Genomic DNA, 464 nt, shown 5'->3' with positions numbered 1-464 from the left:
GAAAGAAACCCTCGTCCAACTGCGGAATAACCTAGGGGAGGAGGAATTCGGCGGTTGGTTTTCGGATATGAAATACCTGCGTTGTTCAACAACAGATAACGGAAAAACCGCCATTATAGCGGGAATTCCCTCTGCGTTTCACCGAGACAAGGTAAGTTTTCATTATAAAAAGCAAATAACCTCAATTTTTAAGAAAATCTCAGGTCAAGATATTGATTTTGACATGGAAATCGTCGGGAAAGCCGCAAAAAAAGTTGAAGCTCATCAGTCTCAACAAAAAAATGACGAACCTGTTCCTGCAACGACTGAAAAAACTCAAAAAGCAAAGGAAAAAAAGGGACAGCATCCACAAATGAGGGACGATTATACATTTGAAAGATATGTAGTCGGAGAAAATAACAAATTTGCCGCAAATGCCGCCCACGCAATAAGCAAAAATCCGGGAAAAGCGCACAATCCTTTCC

1 protein-coding gene is annotated in these 464 nt (G+C 40.9%); it reads left to right on the top strand.

Annotated features, from left to right (window positions below; genetic code table 11):
* Positions 1-19 precede the first annotated feature (19 nt).
* On the top strand, positions 20-464 hold a 445-nt coding region (locus ACYVTD_RS16590; protein WP_461248759.1), incomplete at its 3' end, for a DnaA ATPase domain-containing protein.

The sequence above is a fragment of the Treponema sp. R6D11 genome, assembly GCF_054786075.1.
Note: the sequence above shows the minus strand (reverse complement) of the source record. Positions and strands in the feature narration are given on the sequence as shown.